Origin of the sequence: Helicobacter pylori, from assembly GCF_011140715.1 — a bacterium.
Classification (GTDB): Bacteria; Campylobacterota; Campylobacteria; order Campylobacterales; family Helicobacteraceae; genus Helicobacter; species Helicobacter pylori_DA.
Window position 1 is genome coordinate 49,552 of sequence record NZ_SFZZ01000010.1, and the last position, 19,570, is coordinate 69,121.

9 protein-coding genes are annotated in these 19,570 nt (G+C 40.0%); all 9 read left to right on the forward strand.

Annotated features, from left to right (window positions below; translation table 11 throughout):
* Nucleotides 1-34 precede the first annotated feature (34 nt).
* Nucleotides 35-1,567, forward strand: coding sequence for a flagellin A (locus tag EWZ81_RS00665; protein WP_000885496.1), 1,533 nt, complete (start codon nucleotides 35-37; stop codon nucleotides 1,565-1,567).
* A 128-nt stretch (nucleotides 1,568-1,695) separates the two neighbouring features.
* The gene (locus EWZ81_RS00670) at nucleotides 1,696-2,352 is read left to right on the forward strand and encodes a 3-methyladenine DNA glycosylase (protein ID WP_165548623.1); all 657 of its coding nucleotides are present in this window, start codon (nucleotides 1,696-1,698) and stop codon (nucleotides 2,350-2,352) included.
* Nucleotides 2,349-2,966, forward strand: a complete 618-nt coding sequence (locus tag EWZ81_RS00675) for a hypothetical protein (RefSeq protein WP_165548625.1) — start codon at nucleotides 2,349-2,351, stop codon at nucleotides 2,964-2,966. The genes EWZ81_RS00670 and EWZ81_RS00675 overlap by 4 nt, the downstream gene beginning before the upstream one ends.
* Nucleotides 2,967-3,034: 68 nt before the next feature.
* Nucleotides 3,035-4,054: a uroporphyrinogen decarboxylase gene (hemE, locus tag EWZ81_RS00680; RefSeq protein ID WP_165548627.1), complete on the forward strand. Its 1,020-nt coding sequence runs from the start codon at nucleotides 3,035-3,037 to the stop codon at nucleotides 4,052-4,054.
* Nucleotides 4,055-4,063: 9 nt separating this feature from the next.
* Complete coding sequence (gene hefA / locus EWZ81_RS00685) at nucleotides 4,064-5,497, forward strand: efflux RND transporter outer membrane subunit HefA (protein WP_079303868.1); 1,434 nt, start codon at nucleotides 4,064-4,066, stop codon at nucleotides 5,495-5,497.
* A gap of 10 nt (nucleotides 5,498-5,507) precedes the next feature.
* Nucleotides 5,508-6,212 carry an efflux RND transporter periplasmic adaptor subunit HefB gene (hefB, locus tag EWZ81_RS00690; protein WP_000619671.1) on the forward strand — a complete coding sequence of 235 codons (705 nt, stop codon included), beginning with the start codon at nucleotides 5,508-5,510 and terminating at the stop codon, nucleotides 6,210-6,212.
* A gap of 12 nt (nucleotides 6,213-6,224) precedes the next feature.
* Complete coding sequence (hefC, locus tag EWZ81_RS00695) at nucleotides 6,225-9,311, forward strand: efflux RND transporter permease subunit HefC (RefSeq protein ID WP_165548629.1); 3,087 nt, start codon at nucleotides 6,225-6,227, stop codon at nucleotides 9,309-9,311.
* Nucleotides 9,308-9,877 (forward strand): outer membrane beta-barrel protein, encoded by a 570-nt coding sequence (locus tag EWZ81_RS00700; RefSeq protein WP_165548631.1) that lies wholly within the window; start codon nucleotides 9,308-9,310, stop codon nucleotides 9,875-9,877. The genes hefC and EWZ81_RS00700 overlap by 4 nt, the downstream gene beginning before the upstream one ends.
* A 150-nt stretch (nucleotides 9,878-10,027) precedes the next feature.
* Nucleotides 10,028-19,546: a vacuolating cytotoxin domain-containing protein gene (locus EWZ81_RS00705; protein WP_165548634.1), complete on the forward strand. Its 9,519-nt coding sequence runs from the start codon at nucleotides 10,028-10,030 to the stop codon at nucleotides 19,544-19,546.
* Nucleotides 19,547-19,570 lie beyond the last annotated feature (24 nt).

Below are 19,570 nucleotides of genomic sequence, written 5' to 3' on the forward strand. Positions count from 1 at the left end.
GCCTTTGGGTTTTTTATAACAAGGAGTTACAACAATGGCTTTTCAGGTCAATACAAATATCAATGCGATGAATGCGCATGTGCAATCCGCACTCACTCAAAATGCACTTAAAACTTCATTGGAGCGATTGAGTTCAGGTTTAAGAATTAATAAAGCGGCTGATGACGCATCAGGCATGACGGTGGCGGATTCTTTGCGTTCACAAGCGAGCAGTTTGGGTCAAGCGATTGCCAACACGAATGACGGCATGGGGATTATCCAGGTTGCGGATAAGGCTATGGATGAGCAGTTGAAAATCTTAGACACCGTTAAGGTTAAAGCGACTCAAGCGGCTCAAGACGGGCAAACTACGGAATCTCGTAAAGCGATTCAATCTGACATCGTTCGTTTGATTCAAGGTTTAGATAATATCGGTAACACGACTACTTATAATGGGCAAGCGTTATTGTCTGGTCAATTCACTAACAAAGAATTCCAAGTAGGGGCTTATTCTAACCAAAGCATTAAGGCTTCTATCGGCTCTACCACTTCAGATAAAATCGGTCAGGTTCGTATCGCTACAGGTGCGTTAATCACGGCTTCTGGGGATATTAGCTTGACTTTTAAACAAGTGGATGGCGTGAATGATGTAACTTTAGAGAGCGTAAAAGTTTCTAGTTCAGCAGGCACAGGGATTGGCGTGTTAGCAGAAGTGATTAACAAAAACTCTAACCGAACAGGGGTTAAAGCTTATGCGAGCGTTATCACCACAAGCGATGTGGCGGTTCAGTCAGGAAGTTTGAGTAATTTAACCTTAAATGGGATCCATTTGGGGAATATCGCAGATATTAAGAAAAACGACTCAGACGGAAGGTTAGTCGCAGCGATCAATGCGGTTACTTCAGAAACCGGCGTGGAAGCTTATACGGATCAAAAAGGGCGCTTGAATTTGCGCAGTATAGATGGTCGTGGGATTGAAATCAAAACCGACAGCGTCAGTAACGGGCCTAGCGCTTTAACGATGGTTAATGGCGGTCAGGATTTAACAAAAGGCTCTACTAACTACGGAAGGCTTTCTCTCACACGCTTAGACGCTAAGAGCATCAATGTCGTTTCGGCTTCTGACTCGCAACATTTAGGCTTCACAGCGATTGGTTTTGGGGAATCTCAAGTGGCGGAAACCACGGTGAATTTGCGCGATGTTACCGGGAATTTTAACGCTAATGTCAAATCAGCGAGTGGCGCGAACTATAACGCTGTCATCGCTAGCGGTAACCAAAGCTTGGGATCTGGGGTAACTACCTTAAGAGGTGCGATGGTGGTGATTGATATTGCCGAATCAGCGATGAAAATGCTGGATAAAGTCCGCTCTGATTTAGGTTCTGTGCAAAATCAAATGATTAGCACCGTGAATAACATCAGCATCACTCAAGTGAATGTTAAAGCGGCTGAATCTCAAATCAGGGATGTGGATTTCGCTGAAGAGAGCGCGAATTTCAACAAAAACAACATTTTGGCGCAATCAGGCAGTTATGCGATGAGTCAAGCCAATACCGTTCAACAAAATATCTTAAGGCTTTTAACTTAGTTTTGAGAAAAGTGTTTGTATGGGGCTAACGCTTTAAGCGTTGGCTTTTCGCTTTTATTTTTGCTTCTTTTTTAATAAAATACTCTTTTTGATTTCTTTAATTTATACTTTAATTACAGGCGGTTATTGTGTTAGATAGTTTTGAAATTTTAAAGGCTTTAAAGAGCTTGGATTTATTGAAAAACGCCCCTGCTTGGTGGTGGCCTAACGCTTTGAAATTTGAAGCTCTACTAGGGGCGGTTTTAACGCAAAATACCAAATTTGAAGCCGTTGTGAAATCTTTAGAAAATCTAAAAAACGCTTTCATTTTAGAAAATGATGATGAAATCAATCTTAAAAAAATCGCTTATATAGAGTTTTCAAAGCTTGCAGAGTGTGTCCGCCCTAGCGGGTTTTATAACCAAAAAGCCAAACGACTGATTGTTTTGAGCAAGAATATTTTAAAAGACTTTCAAAGTTTTGGAAATTTTAAACAAGAAGTAACCAGAGAGTGGCTTTTAGACCAAAAGGGCGTTGGCAAAGAAAGCGCGGATGCGATTTTATGCTATGTGTGCGCTAAAGAAGTGATGGTGGTGGATAAATACAGCTATCTTTTTTTAAAAAAATTAGGCATAGAGATAGAAGATTATGACGAATTGCAACATTTTTTTGAAAAAGGCGTTCGAGAGAATTTAAATGCCGCTTTAGCGCTTTATGAAAACACCATTCCTTTAGCGCAACTTTATGCGAGATTCCATGGAAAGATTGTGGAATTTTCCAAACAAAAATTGGAATTAAAACTTTGATTTTTAGATTTTTCTTAATCTTAAGCCTTTTAAAAGGCGTTTTATTGGCCAAAAAGGATTGGAATTTTTTCAAACCTTTAGAGCCTACTAAAAAATATTTTGGCTCTTTTAAAATCGGCTATCTTTACCAGCATGCAGAAACGACTAAAAGATCCCCCATCCGCCCTAAAAACCGCCCACCTATTTTAATGGATAAAATTTACCATGACGCTTCTTTAGGCTTTCAAGCAGGGTTCGTTTTAAAAAAGAAAGCTTTATTGGGGGGGTATTTGGATGCTGGAATGGGCGATTCGTATTTCATGAGCGCTGGGTTTATGGCTGGGGTTAGGCTTTTTAGGGGGTGGGTTATCCCTAAAATCGCCTTAGGCTATCAGCTTCAAATTTTAGGGGCTAAGATTGATAAGTATCAATTCAATATCCAATCAGCGGTGGGGAGTGTGGGTTTGTTTTTCAATGCGGCTAAAAATTTTGGCTTGGGTATAGAAGTAAGGGGTGGTATCCCTTTTTATTTCATCCAAAGCAAATTTTCTAAAGCCTTTGGCACGCCACGATTGAATATCTATTCTGTTGGTATCACATTCACTTTTTATGACTTTACGAGATTTTTAGGGTAAAATATTCATTTTAAAAATAACTATAGAGTATAAAAACCATAATTAGACAAACCTTTAAGGAGTTTATGATGATTTTCATTGATGCATGTTTTAGAAAGGAAACACCTTACACGCCCATTTGGATGATGAGGCAAGCGGGGCGTTACCTTAGCGAATACCAAGAGAGCCGTAAAAAAGCGGGGAGTTTCTTGGAATTGTGTAAAAATAGCGATTTAGCCACAGAAGTTACCCTACAGCCGGTAGAGATTTTAGGTGTGGATGCGGCCATTTTGTTTAGCGATATTTTAGTAGTGCCTTTGGAAATGGGCTTGAATTTGGAGTTTATCCCCAAAAAGGGGCCGCATTTTTTAGAGACGATTACGGATTTAAAAAGCGTGGAAAGCCTAAAAGTAGGGGCTTATAAACAACTAAACTATGTCTATGATACGATTTCTCAAACGCGCCAAAAGCTTTCTAAAGAGAAAGCGTTAATCGGTTTTTGCGGATCGCCTTGGACTTTAGCGACTTACATGATAGAAGGCGAGGGGAGCAAATCGTATGCCAAAAGCAAGAAAATGCTTTATAGCGAGCCTGAAGTTTTAAAAGCACTTTTAGAAAAATTAAGCCTTGAATTGATAGAGTATTTGAGCCTTCAAATCCAAGCAGGGGTCAATGCGGTGATGATCTTTGACTCATGGGCTAGCGCTTTAGAAAAAGAAGCGTATGTGAAATTCAGTTGGGATTATTTGAAAAAAATCTCTAAAGAGCTTAAAAAACGCTACCCTAACATTCCGGTCATCCTTTTCCCTAAAGGGATTGGTGCTTATTTGGATAGCATAGATGGGGAATTTGATGTGTTTGGCGTGGATTGGGGTACGCCTTTAGAAGCGGCAAAAAAGATTTTAGGCGGTAAGTATGTTTTGCAAGGGAGTTTAGAGCCAACGCGCCTTTATGATAAAAACGCTTTAGAAGAAGGGGTTGAAAAGATTCTAAAAGTCATGGGCAATCAAGGGCATATTTTTAATTTAGGGCATGGGATGCTACCGGATTTGCCCAGAGAAAACGCCAAGTATTTAGTGCAATTAGTGCATGCTAAAACCAGGCGATAGGGGGGCTTGATGAAAACTATTATAAGATGCATGAGCTTATTAGGCTTGTGTGTTACTCTAACTCTAGCGCAAACCCCCTCTAAAACCCCCGATGAAATCAAGCAAATCCTTAACAATTACAGCCATAAGAATTTAAAGCTCATTGATCCGCCGACAAGTTCTTTAGAAGCGACACCGAGTTTTTTATCCTCGCCTAAAGAAACAGCGACCACGATCAATCAAGAGATTGCTAAATACCATGAAAAAAGCGATAAAGCCGCTTTGGGGCTTTATGAATTGCTAAAGGGGGCTACTTCTAATCTCAGTTTGCAAGCGCAAGAACTCAGTGTCAAGCAAGCGATGAAAAACCACACCATCGCCAAAGCGATGTTTTTGCCTACTTTGAATGCGAGTTATAACTTTAAAAATGAAGCTAGGGATACTCCAGAATATAAGCATTATAACACCCAACAACTCCAAGCTCAAGTCACATTGAACGTGTTTAATGGCTTTAGCAATGTGAATAATGTCAAAGAAAAGTCTGCGACTTACCGATCCACTGTGGCTAATTTAGAGTATAGCCGCCAAAGCGTGTATTTGCAAGTGGTGCAACAATACTACGAGTATTTTAACAATCTCGCTCGCATGATCGCTTTGCAAAAAAAATTAGAGCAAATCAAAACAGACATTAAAAGGGTTACTAAGCTCTATGACAAAGGGCTGACCACGATTGATGATTTGCAAAGCTTAAAAGCGCAAGGGAATTTGAGCGAATACGATATTTTGGACATGCAATTTGCTTTGGAGCAAAACCGCTTGACTTTAGAATACCTCACCAATCTCAGTGTGAAAAATTTGAAAAAGACCACGATTGATGCGCCTAATTTGCAATTGAGAGAAAGGCAGGATTTAGTCTCTTTAAGGGAGCAGATTTCCGCAATCAGATACCAAAACAAGCAACTCAATTATTACCCCAAGATAGATGTGTTTGACTCATGGCTTTTTTGGATCCAAAAACCCGCTTATGCCACAGGGCGTTTTGGGAATTTCTACCCAGGTCAGCAAAACACGGCTGGGGTTACTGCGACTTTGAATATTTTTGATGATATAGGGTTGAGCTTGCAAAAACAATCCATCATGTTAGGCCAATTAGCGAATGAAAAGAATTTAGCGTATAAAAAGCTAGAGCAAGAAAAAGACGAACAACTTTACAGAAAGTCGCTTGATATTGCCAGAGCTAAGATTGAATCTTCCAAGGCTAGTTTGGATGCGGCCAATCTTTCTTTTGCCAATATTAAAAGGAAATACGACGCTAATTTAGTGGATTTCACCACCTATTTAAGGGGCTTAACCACGCGCTTTGATGCAGAAGTGGCTTACAATTTAGCGCTCAACAACTATGAAGTGCAAAAAGCCAATTACATTTTTAACAGCGGGCATAAAATAGACGACTATGTGCATTAAGGGAATAAAAATGATACGAAAAATTTTAATAGGACTTTTTTTGAGTTTTTTGAGCATGGAAGCTGGCGAAAGAGTGTATGCGATTTTCAATGTGAAAGCGATGCAAGATTCCAAACTCACCTTAGACAGCACAGGGATTGTGGATAGCATTAAGGTTACTGAGGGGAGCGTGGTCAAAAAGGGCGATGTTTTGTTGCTTTTGTATAATCAAGACAAACAGGCTCAAAGCGATTCCACCGAGCAACAACTCATTTTCGCTAAAAAGCAATACCAACGATACAGCAAAATTGGGGGTGCTGTGGATAAAAACACTCTAGAGGGTTATGAGTTCACTTACAGGCGCTTGGAATCAGATTACGCTTATTCTATTGCGGTATTGAATAAAACCATTTTAAGAGCCCCTTTTGATGGCGTGATAGCGAGCAAAAACATTCAAGTGGGCGAAGGGGTGAGCGCGAATAACACGGTGTTACTAAGATTAGTCAGCCATGCTAGGAAATTAGTCATTGAATTTGATTCTAAATACATTAATGCGGTCAAAGTGGGGGATACTTACACTTATTCTATAGACGGGGATTCCAATCAGCATGAAATTAAAATCACTAAGATTTACCCCACGGTTGATGAAAACACCAGGAAAGTGAGCGCTGAAGCCCTTTTATCTAAGCCTATGGCAGTGGGGCTTTTTGGCGATGGGTTTATCCAAACGAAATAATAGGATATTTTGATGTATAAAACAGCGATTAATCGTCCTATTACGACCTTAATGTTTGCTTTGGCGATTGTCTTTTTTGGGACTATGGGTTTTAAAAAATTGAGCGTGGCGCTTTTCCCTAAAATTGATTTGCCTACAGTGGTGGTTACTACGACTTATCCTGGGGCTAGCGCTGAAATCATAGAGAGTAAGGTAACTGATAAGATTGAAGAAGCGGTGATGGGGATTGATGGGATCAAAAAGGTTACTTCCACGAGTTCTAAAAATGTGAGTATTGTTGTCATTGAATTTGAGTTGGAAAAGCCTAATGAAGAAGCCTTAAACGATGTGATGAATAAAATTTCTTCGGTGCGTTTTGATGACTCCAACATTAAAAAACCCTCTATCAATAAATTTGATACCGACAGCCAAGCCATTATTTCATTGTTTGTGAGCAGTTCAAGCGTGCCGGCTACAACCCTTAATGACTACGCTAAAAACACCATTAAGCCAATGCTCCAAAAAATCAATGGGGTAGGGGGCGTGCAGCTCAACGGCTTTAGGGAGCGCCAGATTAGGATTTATGCAGATCCCACTTTGATGAATAAATACAACTTGACTTATGCGGATCTTTTCAGCACGCTTAAAGCGGAGAATGTGGAAATTGATGGGGGGCGCATTGTCAATAGCCAAAGGGAATTGTCTATTTTAGTGAATGCGAATAGTTATAGCGTGGCGGATGTGGAAAAGATTCAAGTGGGTAATCATGTGCGTCTTGGCGATATTGCAAAAATTGAAATCGGTTTGGAAGAAGACAACACTTTTGCGAGCTTTAAAGACAAACCCGGTGTGATTTTAGAAATCCAAAAGATTGCCGGAGCGAATGAAATTGAAATCGTGGATAGGGTGTATGAAGCTTTAAAGCGCATTCAAGCCATTAGCCCTAGCTATGAAATCAGACCCTTTTTAGACACCACGGGCTATATCCGCACCTCTATTGAAGACGTGAAATTTGACTTGATTTTAGGAGCGATTTTAGCGGTTTTAGTGGTGTTTGCATTCTTGCGTAACGGCACGATCACTTTAGTTTCAGCGATCTCTATCCCTATTTCTATCATGGGGACTTTTGCGCTCATCCAATGGATGGGCTTTTCATTAAACATGCTCACCATGGTGGCTTTAACGCTAGCGATAGGGATTATCATTGATGATGCGATCGTGGTGATTGAAAACATCCATAAAAAGCTAGAAATGGGCATGAGTAAACGAAAAGCGAGCTATGAGGGGGTGAGGGAAATTGGCTTTGCTCTAGTGGCGATTTCAGCGATGCTGCTCTCTGTTTTTGTGCCTATAGGGAACATGAAAGGCATTATCGGGCGCTTTTTCCAAAGCTTTGGGATCACGGTGGCTTTAGCGATCGCTCTATCGTATGTGGTGGTCGTTACGATTATTCCTATGGTAAGCTCAGTCGTGGTCAATCCCAGGCATTCTCGTTTTTATGTGTGGAGTGAGCCTTTTTTTAAGGCTTTAGAGTCTCGTTATACCAAATTGCTCCAATGGGTATTAAACCACAAACTCATTATCTTTATAGCGGTGGTTTTGGTGTTTGTGGGTTCGCTTTTTGTGGCTTCTAAGCTCGGCATGGATTTCATGCTGAAAGAAGATAGGGGGAGGTTTTTAGTGTGGCTTAAGGCTAAACCGGGTGTGAGCATAGATTACATGACACAAAAGAGTAAGATCTTTCAAAAAGCGATTGAAAAACATGATGAAGTGGAATTTACCACCCTGCAAGTGGGTTATGGCACCACACAAAACCCTTTTAAGGCTAAGATTTTTGTGCAGCTCAAGCCTTTAAAAGAGCGTAAAAAAGAGCACCAATTGGGGCAATTTGAGTTGATGAGCGCTTTAAGGAAGGAATTAAAAAGCATGCCTGAAGCTAAAGGTTTAGATACTATTAATCTTTCTGAAGTTGCTCTTATAGGGGGCGGTGGGGATAGTTCGCCCTTCCAAACCTTTGTGTTTTCCCATTCTCAAGAAGCGGTGGATAAAAGCGTGGCGAATTTGAAAAAATTCTTATTGGAAAGCCCTGAATTAAAAGGCAAGGTTGAAAGCTACCATACAAGCACGAGCGAATCGCAACCGCAATTGCAACTCAAAATCTTAAGACAAAACGCTAACAAATACGGCGTGAGCGCTCAAACTATTGGCTCAGTGGTGAGTTCTGCTTTCTCTGGGACTTCTCAAGCGAGCGTGTTCAAAGAGGATGGCAAAGAATACGACATGATCATTAGAGTGCCTGATGACAAGCGCGTTTCTGTAGAAGACATCAAACGCTTGCAAGTGCGTAACAAATACGATAAATTGATGTTTTTAGACGCTTTAGTGGAAATCACAGAAACTAAAAGCCCGTCCAGTATTTCTCGCTATAACCGCCAACGCAGCGTTACGGTGCTTGCTGAGCCTAATAGGAATGCGGGCGTTTCTTTGGGCGAGATTTTAACGCAAGTGAGTAAAAACACTAAAGAATGGCTGGTTGAAGGGGCGAATTACAGATTTACCGGTGAAGCGGATAACGCTAAAGAGAGCAATGGGGAGTTTTTAGTCGCTTTAGCGACAGCGTTTGTGTTGATTTATATGATTTTAGCGGCGTTGTATGAGTCCATTTTAGAGCCTTTTATTATCATGGTTACCATGCCTTTAAGCTTTTCAGGGGCGTTTTTTGCTCTGGGTTTAGTGCATCAGCCTTTGAGCATGTTCTCTATGATAGGCTTGATTTTGCTCATTGGTATGGTGGGTAAAAACGCTACGCTTTTAATTGATGTGGCGAATGAAGAGCGTAAAAAAGGTTTGAATATCCAAGAAGCCATTTTATTTGCCGGCAAAACCCGTTTAAGACCGATTTTAATGACGACCATTGCGATGGTTTGCGGCATGCTGCCTTTGGCGTTGGCGAGTGGGGATGGAGCGGCGATGAAATCCCCTATAGGGATTGCGATGAGTGGGGGCTTAATGATTTCTATGGTGTTAAGCTTACTCATTGTGCCGGTGTTTTATCGTTTGCTCGCTCCCATAGATGATAAACTCAAGCGGTTTTATCAAAACCAAAAAACTTTAGAATGAAAAAGATTGTTTTCATTTTGGCTTTATGGGTGGGCTTATTAGGGGCGTTTGAGCCTAAAAAAAGTCATATTTATTTTGGGGCTATGGTGGGTTTAGCCCCCATTAAAATAACCCCAAAACCCGCTAGTGATTCTTCTTATACGGCTTTTTTATGGGGGGCTAAAGGGGGGTATCAATTCGCTTTTTTTAAAGCTTTAGCGTTAAGGGGTGAATTTTCCTATCTTATGGCAATCAAACCCACCGCACTGCACACGATTAACGCTTCTTTATTGAGCTTAAATATTGATGTGTTAAGCGATTTTTACACTTACAAAAAATACAGCTTTGGGGTGTATGGGGGGCTTGGGATAGGGTATTTTTATCAAAATAACCATTTAGGCATGAAAAATAGTTCGTTTATGGGTTATAACGGCTTGTTTAATGTGGGGCTTGGCAGCACGATCGCTCATTACCACCGCATAGAGCTTGGGGCTAAGATCCCTTTTTCAAAGACTAGAAATTCTTTTAAAAATTCTTATTTTTTAGAGAGCGTTTTTATCCATGCGGCTTATAGCTATATGTTTTAAGAGAGAATAAAAAATAGCCTATTGGTGGTCGTTATCAATAAGATAAGATCCTTATGATATAAGGAGATTGTGCCGTTTTTAATTAAATTGTATAATGGATAGCATCAAAAAATATAACAACGAGTATGATCACATGAAAGGGTTCAAAATATGACTTATAGAAATGGCAAAATAGATTTAAAGAATGAACGCTTTAGTAAAAACCGCTCGTTTAAGGGCGTTAAAAAGAAAATCGCTAAAAAATATACAATCAAAAACTCGCCTTTGACAATTTACTCCTTAAAAACGCATTCAAATTCTTCTCTATCCTTTAACAAAAAAATCTTCTTAGGGCTAGGGTTTGTTTCAGCTTTGAGCGCTGAAGATTATAATAGTTCGGTGTATTGGCTCAACAGCGTGAATGAAAATAATAACAATAAATCCTACTATATTAGCCCTTTACGCACTTGGGCTGGGGGGAATAGGAGTTTTACACAAAATTATAACAATAGTCAGTTATACATAGGGACAAAAAACGCTTCCGCAACGCCTAATCATTCTTCTGTATGGTTTGGGGAAAAGGGCTACATCGGTTTTATTACAGGGGTTTTTAAGGCTAGAGACATTTTTATCACAGGGGCTGTTGGCTCAGGCAATGAATGGAAAACTGGTGGGGGTGCGATACTGGTTTTTGAAAGCTCAAACGAATTAAGCGCTAATGGGGCTTATTTTCAAAATAACAGAGCCGGGACACAAACTTCTTGGATCAATTTGATTTCCAATCATAGCGTGAATTTGACAAACACGGATTTTGGCAACCAAACCCCTAATGGGGGCTTTAATGCTATGGGGCGAAAGATCACTTATAATGGTGGGATCGTCAATGGCGGGAATTTTGGCTTTGATAATGTGGATAGCAATGGCACAACCACCATTAGCGGAGTAACTTTCAATAATAACGGTGCGCTCACTTATAAGGGTGGGAATGGTATTGGGGGGAGCATCACTTTCACTAACTCTAATATCAATCATTACAAACTCAATCTTAACGCTAATAGCGTTACTTTTAATAACAGCACTCTAGGGAGCATGCCTAATGGCAACGCTAATACTATAGGGAATGCCTACATTCTTAATGCAAGTAATATTACCTTTAATAACTTGACCTTTAATGGGGGTTGGTTCGTTTTTAATAGATCTGATGCTCATGTTAATTTTCAAGGCACAACCACGATCAATAACCCCACTTCACCCTTTGTCAATATGACCGGTAAAGTTACTATTAATCCTAATGCGATTTTTAATATTCAAAATTACACGCCTAGTATAGGGAGTGCTTACACGCTCTTTAGCATGAAAAATGGCTCTATCGCTTATAATGATGTGGGTAATTTATGGAATATCATCAGACTTAAAAACACGCAAGCCACAAAAGACAACAGCAAAAACGCCACTTCTAATAACGACACCCACACTTACTATGTAACCTACAATTTAGGCGGCACGCTCTATCATTTCAGACAAATTTTTAGCCCTGATTCCATTGTTTTGCAATCCGTTTATTATGGCGCGAACAATATTTACTACACCAATAGCGTGAATATCCATGACAATGTCTTTAATTTAAAAAATATTAACGATGATAGGGCTGATACGATTTTTTATCTTAACGGCTTGAACACTTGGAATTACACTAATGCGAGATTTGCTCAAACCTATGGCGGGAAAAACAGCGCTTTAGTCTTTAACGCTACGACTCCTTGGGCTAATGGCAGTATCCCTAAATCTAACAGCACGGTGCGTTTTGGAGGGTATCAAGGGGTTAATTGGGGGAAAACGGGCTATATCACTGGCACTTTCACAGCCGATAGGGTTTATATCACCGGTAACATGATGTCTGGGAATGGCGCTCAAACCGGTGGGGGAGCGACTTTGAATTTTGTGGGCGCGACTGAAATTAATATCGCTGGAGCCACCTTTAAAAACTTAAAAACCACTTCACAAAACTCTTACATGACTTTTATCGCTTCAGGGAATGGCTCTGGGAGCGGTAAGATCAATGTTTCTCAGTCTGATTTTTACGATTGGACGGGTGGGGGGTATGATTTTACCGGTAATGGCGTTTTTGATAGCGTGAATTTCAACAAGGCTTATTACAAATTTCAAGGCGCTGAAAATTCTTACCATTTTAAAAACACGAACTTTTTAGCCGGGAATTTCAAATTTCAAGGCAAGACCACCATTGAAAAATCCGTTTTAAGCGACGCTTCTTACACTTTTGATGGCACAAATAACACCTTTAATGAAGACAAATTTAATGGCGGATCGTTTAATTTTAACGCCAAGCAAGTGAATTTTAATCATAACTCGTTCAATGGGGGCGTGTTTAATTTCAATAATACCCCTAAAGTCAGTTTCACTAATGACACTTTCAATGTGAATAACCAATTTAAAATAAATGGTGCTCAAACAACTTTTACTTTCAATAAGGGCGTTGTTTTCAACATGCAAGGGCTTTTGAGCAGCCTAAGCGTAGGCACGACTTATCAATTGCTTAACGCTAAAAGCGTGGATTATAAAAATAACGATAACGCTTTGTATCAAATGTTGCGCTGGACGAGTGGGGAAAACCCTAGCGGCACGCTAGTAAATAAGGATCAATCCGCGCCAAGCAGCACTAAAATTTATAATGTCCATTTCACTGATAACGGCTTGACTTACTACATCAAAGAAAATTTTAATAATGGGATCACGCTCACTCGTTTATGTACTCTAGGTTATACGCATTGCGTGAATATCCATAATGATGCGTTTAATCTCAAAAATGTCAGTAACAACGCCAGTAACACCGTGTTCTATCTCAATGGCATGACGACTTGGAAGATCGCTGGCACAGGCGTTTTCACGCAAGATTACAGCGGCGCTAACAGCGTTTTAGTGTTCAACCAAACCACCCCTTTCCTTGATGGGGCGAATCCCACTTCTAATAGCGTGGTGAGTTTTGGGAAAACTTCAGGGGCTGAATGGGGGCTAGTGGGCTATATTCAAGGCGTTTTTAAAGCGAGTCAAATTGATATTACCGGCACCATTCGCTCTGGTAATGGAGCCAAAACCGGTGGGGGCGCGACTTTAGTGTTTAACGCTGAAAAGCGTTTGAATATCGCTAACGCTAACTTGAATAACGATAAAGCCGGTTTGCAAGATTCATGGATGAATTTCATTGTTAATAATGGCAACTTGAATGTAACAAACGCAAATTTTAGCAACCAAACCCCGCATGGAGGCTTTAACCTTAAGGCCAATAACATTACTTTTAATGGGGGGTCTGTGAATGGAGGGGGGAATTTTGGCGTGGATAACGCTAGCGCTAACGGGAATGCCGTGATTAAGAATGTTAATTTTAGCGATAACGGCACCTTGATTTATAAGGGGGGTGAAAACAGCGCCGGAAATTCTTTAACCCTAGAAAACAACACTTTCAATTCCTATAACATCAACGCAAAAGTTCAAAACCTAATTTTTAACAACAACTCGTTTAATGGCGGTAGCTATTCGTTTAATGACACTAAAAACACCACCTTTAAAGGCACAAACACGCTCATTAACAGCGATCCTTTCAGCCGTCTTCAAGGATCAATCGCTATTGAAAATAATAGTATTTTTAATATTGAAAGGGATTTGACTGACAACACCACCTACACGCTTTTAAGCGGGAATAACATTAAATATAATAATGAAATTTTGGCGGACAATGCTTTTTCAAAAAATTTGTGGGATTTAATCCATTATGGTGGCGAGAGAGGGACTTTATTAAGAACGGAGAAAAACACTTATTTTGTGCAATTCACCCAAAGCAACGGCCAAAAATTTGTTTTTGAAGAGACTTTTAATTCTGGATCTATCACTTATAGATACCTTACGCTCAACTCTTCGCCTTTCCACACAGACGCTGATTCTAAGGATATTTGGAATCAGGTAAGGAAGCAATTTGATTTTGTACCTGGAAAAACCCCGGTGTGCGTTGGGGTGTGCTATATCGCACCCTATAAAAATCAAAACCTTATCGGCTCTAGCGCTTTTGCGTGGTCGCTGAATTTTGGGGCTACGGTGGTGGGGACTTTGCTTTTAGGGAGTGCTCAAGAAAAGGCTAATGACAATGGAGGGTCTATCTGGTTTGGTAAGAATAATTTGTTGTATTTGCATGGCAATTTTAACGCGACTAATATCTTTTTAACCAATAACTTTAATGTGGGTAATCCTAACGCCGGCGGTGGGGCGACGATTAATTTTAACGCTGATGAAACCTTGAGCGCTGACGGGTTGAATTATATGAATTTCCAAACCGTGGCTATGGGCTTACAAACCAGCGCGAGCCAGCATTCATGGGCGAATTTTAATTCCAGGCTTTCTATGGAGATTAAAAACTCCAACTTTAGGGATTTCACATGGGGAGGCTTTAGGTTCAATTCAGGGCGTATCGCTTTTGAAAACACCACTTTTAGCGGCTGGACCAATATTAACGGGGCGACTGAAAGCGGTTCGTCGTATGTGAACATGGTTGCGAATACGGATTTGATTTTCACTAATTCCATTTTAGGAGGGGGCATTCGCTATGATTTGAAAGCTAATAACATTATTTTCAATAACACTCAAATGGTGATTGATGTGTCTAAAAATGTGAATCAGTCTTCATTGAATGGGAATGTAACTTTCAATCATTCCAGGCTTTCAGTCAAACCCAATGCGGCTATCAATATTGGGGGTAGCCAAACCCAAACGACTTTAGAAAACGCTTCAAGCCTTTCTTTTTACAACAATAGCGTGGCGAATTTTAACGGCACAACCGCTTTTAACGGGGTGTCTTATTTGAACTTGAACCCTAACGCTCAAGTCAGCTTCAATCAAGCGAATTTCAATAACGCTAATGTAACTTTTTATGGCATTCCGCTATTTGGCAAAACGCCTGATTTTGGCAACTCTGCACGCCTGATTAATTTCAAAGGGAATACGAATTTCAATCAAGCGACGCTCAATTTAAGGGCTAAAAATATCCATATCAATTTCCAAGGTGCTTCCACTTTTGAAAATAACTCTACGATGAATTTGGCTGAAAGTTCTCAAGCGAGCTTTAACGCTCTTAGCGTAGAGGGGGAAACGAATTTCAACCTCAACGGCTCAAGCTTGTTGAACTTTAATGGTAATAGCGTTTTTAACGCCCCTGTGAGTTTTTATGCCAATAATTCTCAAATTTCTTTCACTAAATTAGCGACCTTTAATTCTAACGCCTTGTTTGATTTACAAAACAACAGCACCCTGAATTTTCAAAGCGTTCTTTTAAATGGCGCTCTAAACCTTTTAGGCAATAGCGGTAACAACCTAGCGATTAATGCAAAAGGGAATTTTAGTTTTGGATCTAAAGGGATTTTGAATCTGTCTTATATGAATCTATTTGGGGGGGATAAAAAAGCTTCCGTTTATGATGTGTTGCAAGCCCAAAATATTAGCGGCTTAATGGGGAATAACGGCTATGAGAAGATCCGTTTTTATGGCATACAGATTGACAAGGCTGATTACTCGTTTAATAACGGCATTCATTCGTGGAGATTCGCTAACCCGCTCAATACGACTGAAACGATTACAGAAACCTTGCATAACAACCGCTTAAAAGTGCAGATCTCTCAAAACGGCGTTTCCAATAATGCAATGTTTAATCTCGCTCCTAGCTTGTATGATTACCAAAAAAACCCTTATGATGAAAGCTCTAATTCCTATAATTACACAAGCGATAAGGTTGGCACTTATTATTTAACGAGCAATATCAAAGGCTTTAATCAAAACAATGAAACACCCGGGACTTATAACGCGCAAAACCAACCCTTACAAGCCTTACACATTTATAATCAGGCTATCACTAAGCAGGATTTAAGCGTTATTGCCAGCTTGGGTAAGGAGTTTTTGCCTAAAATAGCCAATCTTTTATCTTCAGGGGCTTTAGACAATCTCAATCTCAATAGCCCGGACAGCTTTGAAACGATTTTTAGTATCTTTGAAAAATATGGTATCACTTTAAACCAAGAAAATTGGAAGAGCTTATTAAAGATTATCAATAATTTTTCCAACACGGCTAATTATGATTTCTCTCAAGGCAATCTCGTTGTAGGGGCGATCAAAGAAGGGCAAACGAACACGAATAGCGTGGTGTGGTTTGGAGGCGATGGCTATAAAAATCCATGCGCGGTTGGGAATAATACTTGCCAGATGTTCAGACAGACTAATTTAGGGCAATTGCTTAATTCTAGTGCACCTTATTTAGGCTATATTAACGCTAATTTTAAGGCTAAAAACATTTACATTACCGGAACCATCGGCAGCGGGAACGCTTGGGGGAGTGGGGGGAGCGCGAATGTGTCTTTTGAAAGCGGCACTAATTTAGTGCTTAATCAAGCTAATATTGACGCTCAAGGGACTGATAAAATCTTTTCTTATCTAGGGCAAGGTGGCATTGAAAAGCTTTTTGGAGAAAAAGGTTTAGGGAATGTGCTTTCTAATATTGTTTATGAAGAAAGCTTGAATGATAACGCTATCCCTAAAGATCTAGCTAACATGATCCCTAAAGATTTTGGATCTAAGACTTTAAGCTCATTGCTTAGCCCTACTGAAGTGAATAACCTCTTAGGCGTGAGCGCATTCAAAAACGCAATCATGGAAATCTTAAATTCTAAAACGGTGGGCGATGTTTTTGGTGAAAACGGGCTTTTAAACGCGCTAGATCCTATAAAAAGAAAAGAAATCGATCAAATGCTCTTAGAGCAAATCCAAGCCCATTCTTCAGGGTTTGAAAAATTCATCGTTAAAACTTTAGGGATTGAAAATGTAGAGAATTTCATCAATAACTGGTATGGCAAGCAAAGCTTGAGTTCTTTTGCTAATAATTTCGTGCCTGGAGGCTTGAATCAAGCCCTAGATAAAATAGGCTCTAGCTCTGATGCCAAGGACTTACAGAGTTTCTTAGATAAAACGACTTTTGGGGATATTTTAAATCAAATGATCAATCAAGCCCCCTTAATCAATAAGCTCATTTCTTGGCTCGGCCCGCAGGATTTGAGCGTGTTAGTCAATATCGCTCTAAATAGCATCACTAACCCCAGCGAAGAGCTAACTAACACCATTTCTAGCATAGGCGAAAAAGCGTTAAACGATTTATTAGGCGAAGGCGTAGTGAATAAAATCATGAGCAATCAAGTTTTAGGGCAAATGATCAATAAAATCGTCGCTGATAAGGGCTTTGGAGGAATTTATCATCAAGGTTTGGGATCCATACTGCCTAAATCTTTACAAGATGAGTTGAAACAATTGGGATTAGGATCTTTACTAGGATCTAGGGGATTACATAATCTTTGGCAAAAAGGGAATTTTAATTTCGTGGCTAAAAACCATGTGTTTGTGAATAACAGCTCGTTTAGTAACGCCACAGGGGGGGAATTGAATTTTGTGGCGGGCAAGTCCATTATTTTTAATGGGAAAAACACCATTAATTTCACGCAGTATCAGGGTAGGCTTTCATTGATTTCTAAAACTTTTTCTAATATTTCATTAGACACTTTAAACGCTACCAACGGCTTAACGCTCAATGCGCCACGAAATGACATTAGCGTTCAAAAAGGGCAGATTTGCGTGAATGTTTTAGATTGCATGACCGCTAAAGGGAAAACCACTCAAACTAATTCTTCTTCAAGCGCGACAGCCCCAACTAATGAAACGCTAGAAGTGAATGCGAATAATTTCGCTTTCTTAGGTGCAATTAGAGCGAATGGATTAGTGGATTTTTCAAAAGTTTTGCAAAATACCACGATTGGGACTTTGGATTTAGAGTCAAACGCTACTTTTAAAGCGAATAATTTGATCGTGAATAACGCTTTTAATAACAACTCTAATTACAGGGCTAATATTAGCGGTAATTTCAATGTGCTTAAAGGAGCGACTTTTAGCACGAATGAAAATGGTTTGAATGTGGGGGGGAATTTTAACAGCGAAGGGTCATTAATCTTTAATCTTAACAATAAAACCCATCAAACGATTATCAATGTAACTGGCACTTCCACGATCATGTCTTATAACAATCAAGCCTTAATCAACTTTAACACCCAACTCAAGCAAGGTGCTTATACGCTTATTAACGCTAATCGCATGGTTTATGGCTATGATAATCAAACGATTCTTGGGGGGAGCTTGAGCGATTACCTCAAACTTTACACCCTCATTGATTTTAACGGCAAACGCATGCAATTGAATGGCGATTCGTTAAGCTATGACAACCAACCGGTCAGTATTAAAGATGGGGGTCTTGTGGTAAGCTTTAAAGACCATCAAGGGCAAATGGTGTATTCATCTATCCTTTATGATAAAATTCAAGTTACCGTCTCTAATAAACCCATGAGCATTCAAGCCCCTAGTTTGGAGTATTATGTTAAACGCATTCAAGGTAGCGCCGGTTTGGATGCGATCAAATCCGCTAACCATAACGCTGTCAATTGGCTGAATGCGCTTTTTGCGGCTAAGGGGGGTAATCCCTTGTTCGCCCCTTATTATTTGCAAGACAATCCCACTGAACACATTGTTACTTTAATGAAAGATATTACCAGCGCTTTAGGAATGCTCTCTAACTCCAATCTCAAAAACAACTCCACTGATGTTTTACAGCTCAACACTTACACGCAACAAGTGAGCCGTTTAGCCAAGCTTTCTAATTTCGCTTCTTTTGACTCAACGGATTTTAGCGAACGCTTGAGCAGTCTTAAAAACCAAAGATTTGCCGATGCGATCCCTAACGCGATGGATGTGATTTTAAAATACTCTCAAAGGGATAAATTGAAAAACAACCTTTGGGCGACCGGTGTTGGGGGCGTGAGCTTTGTGGAAAATGGCACAGGAACGCTCTATGGTGTCAATGTGGGCTATGACAGATTCATTAAGGGTGTGATTGTTGGAGGGTATGCGGCTTATGGGTATAGCGGGTTTTATGAACGCATCACTAATTCTCGATCGAATAATGTGGACATGGGCTTGTATGCGAGAGCTTTCATTAAAAAGAGCGAGCTGACTTTTAGCGTCAATGAAACTTGGGGGGCTAATAAAACCCAAATCAACTCCAACGACACTCTGCTTTCTATGATCAATCAGTCCTATAAATACAGCACATGGACGACGAACGCGAGAGTTAATTACGGGTATGATTTCATGTTTAAAAACAAAAGCATCATCTTAAAACCTCAAATTGGTTTAAGGTATTACTATATTGGCATGACCGGTTTAGATGGAGTGATGGATAACGCACTCTATAACCAGTTTAAAGCGAACGCCGATCCGTCTAAAAAATCCGTTTTAACGATTGATCTTGCTTTGGAGAACCGCCATTATTTCAACACAAACTCTTATTTTTATGCGATTGGTGGCTTTGGTAGAGACTTATTAGTTAATTCTATGGGGGATAAATTGGTGCGTTTTATTGGTAACAACACTTTGAGTTACAGAAAAGGCGAACTTTATAACACTTTTGCGAGCATCACTACAGGCGGGGAAGTGAGGTTGTTTAAAAGCTTTTATGCGAATGCTGGGGTGGGGGCTAGGTTTGGATTGGATTATAAAATGATCAACATTACCGGGAATATTGGAATGCGTTTAGCGTTTTAAGGGGTTGGGGCTTATCCCTTTTTT

Bases quoted from the DNA above. Each gene is read 5' to 3' on its own strand.
- EWZ81_RS00700 (WP_165548631.1), top strand. From the start codon at position 9,308: ATGAAAAAGATTGTTTTCATTTTGGCTTTATGGGTGGGCTTATTAGGG.
- hefB (WP_000619671.1), top strand. From the start codon at position 5,508: ATGATACGAAAAATTTTAATAGGACTTTTTTTGAGTTTTTTGAGCATG.
- EWZ81_RS00705 (WP_165548634.1), top strand. From the start codon at position 10,028: ATGACTTATAGAAATGGCAAAATAGATTTAAAGAATGAACGCTTTAGT.
- hefC (WP_165548629.1), top strand. From the start codon at position 6,225: ATGTATAAAACAGCGATTAATCGTCCTATTACGACCTTAATGTTTGCT.
- hemE (WP_165548627.1), top strand. From the start codon at position 3,035: ATGATTTTCATTGATGCATGTTTTAGAAAGGAAACACCTTACACGCCC.
- hefA (WP_079303868.1), top strand. From the start codon at position 4,064: ATGAAAACTATTATAAGATGCATGAGCTTATTAGGCTTGTGTGTTACT.
- EWZ81_RS00665 (WP_000885496.1), top strand. From the start codon at position 35: ATGGCTTTTCAGGTCAATACAAATATCAATGCGATGAATGCGCATGTG.